Origin of the sequence: Stenotrophomonas sp. Sm2128 (genome assembly GCF_030985535.1) — a bacterium.
Taxonomy (GTDB): domain Bacteria; phylum Pseudomonadota; class Gammaproteobacteria; order Xanthomonadales; family Xanthomonadaceae; genus Stenotrophomonas; species Stenotrophomonas maltophilia.
This window is the reverse complement of the sequence record NZ_JAPTFQ010000154.1, coordinates 1-1,735: the sequence shown is the minus strand read 5'-3', so window position 1 is coordinate 1,735 and position 1,735 is coordinate 1. Positions and strand designations below refer to the sequence as shown.

Sequence of the window (1,735 nt, the reverse complement as noted above, 5' to 3'; positions counted from 1 at the left end):
CCCCCTCCCCCCAGAGCGAGACACTTCCATGCGCGTACTGCTCCTCCTCTTCACGCTTGTGCTGCCAACCGTGGCGGCAGCGGCCGAGCCGGCCGACCTGGTGCTGCGCAATGGCCTGCTGTTGACCCAGGACAGCAATACGCCACGTGCCAGCGCGCTTGCCATCCGCGGCGAGCGAATCCTGGCGGTCGGCAGTGACCGCGCCATGCAACGTCATATCGGCCCCAGCACCCGGGTCATCGACCTGCAACGGCGCACCGTCGTTCCGGGCCTGATCGACACGCACATCCACGCAGTCCGTGGCGGCCAGACGTTCACCTTCGAAACCTACTGGTTCGACGCTCCCACGCTGTCCGAGGCGCTGCAGCGGCTGCAGCGCGATGCCCAGCGCAAGCCTGACGGGCAATGGGCCGCCGTGGTCGGTGCGTGGCATCCCGAACAGTTCGCGGAGGGCCGGGCCCCGACCCGCGCCGAGCTCGATGCCGCCCTGCCAGACAGGCCGGTCTACGTGCAGCATCTGTACGACTTCGCCCTGCTCAACCGTGCCGGCATCGCAGCGCTGGATCTGCAGGGCGAGCAGCCCCGCCTGCCCCCGGGCATCATCGTCGAGCGCGACAATGACGGACAGGCCACCGGCCGCCTGTCCGGTGGCATCGGTCCATTCAATGCACTGTTCGCGCAGATCAGTGCCAGCGCCGATCACGAAAAGAGCCTGCGGACCTTCTTCGCTGCCCTCAACGCGCAGGGCGTGACCGGTTTCATCGATCCCTCCGCCGGCCCACCATCGTCCTACGAAACATTGTTCAAGCTACGCGACCAGGGCGGGCTGACGCTGCGCGCCGGCTACCGCATTCCGGCCGGCACCCACGGTGATGAAGCCGAGTGGTTCCGCAACGTGATGGCGTTCCGCCCGAACCGGCACGACGATGGCGACATCGCCTTTCTCGGCCTGGGTGAGAACCTGGTCACCGCCATGAACGACGGCGTCCTGATGGGGCCTGGCTTCGATCCGCCGGCCGAGGCCCGGCAGGAGCTGATCGAGGTCGCCCGGCTGGCCGCGGAGCGGCGCATCCCGCTGGAGATCCACGCATACACCGATGATGCCGCCGATGCCATCCTGGACGCTTTCGAGGTGGTGGCGCGCGATCATGACCTGCGGCCGCTGCGCTGGGCGATCGCGCACCTGAACACCGGGTCACAGCGGACGTTGCAGCGCATGGCCCGGCTCGGGCTGGCCTACAGCGTACAGATGGGACCGTACTTCGAAACCACCGCGATCCATGCCGCCAACACGGCACAGGTTGCGGCGTCCAGCGCCCCGGTGCGGGCCGCGATGGCGCTAGGCATTCCGGTGGCGGGTGGCACCGACTCCACCCGCATCGGCGTGGCAGGCGTCTGGCAGGCCATCCAGTACCACGTTGACGGCCAGCCACTGGCAGGCGTGCGCCGCAGCGAGGACAACCTCATCACCCGCGATGCGGCACTGCGCCTGTTCACCCGCAATGCGGCCTGGCTGTCGTTTGCCGAAGACGAGCGCGGCTCTCTCACCGCGGGAAAGCTGGCTGATCTGGCTGTGCTCGACCAACCCTACCTGACCATGCCGGCCCGTCGCATCCACTCGCTGCGCTCGCTGCTCACCCTGGTCGGCGGCCGCATCGTGCACGACAGCGGCGCCCTGGACGCCGAATAGCCGCGTCCAGCGTGCCGCGATGGTCGACCGGGTAGCGCCGGAACG

Annotated in this window: 1 protein-coding gene; it reads left to right on the top strand. The window is 68.6% G+C overall.

Annotated elements, in window-relative coordinates:
• Nucleotides 1-28 precede the first annotated feature (28 nt).
• Nucleotides 29-1,690 (top strand): amidohydrolase, encoded by a 1,662-nt coding sequence (locus O0K41_RS22195; protein WP_108269783.1) that lies wholly within the window; start codon nucleotides 29-31, stop codon nucleotides 1,688-1,690.
• Nucleotides 1,691-1,735 lie beyond the last annotated feature (45 nt).

Coding starts and splice junctions, on each gene's coding strand:
- O0K41_RS22195 (WP_108269783.1), top strand. CDS start 29: ATGCGCGTACTGCTCCTCCTCTTCACGCTTGTGCTGCCAACCGTGGCG.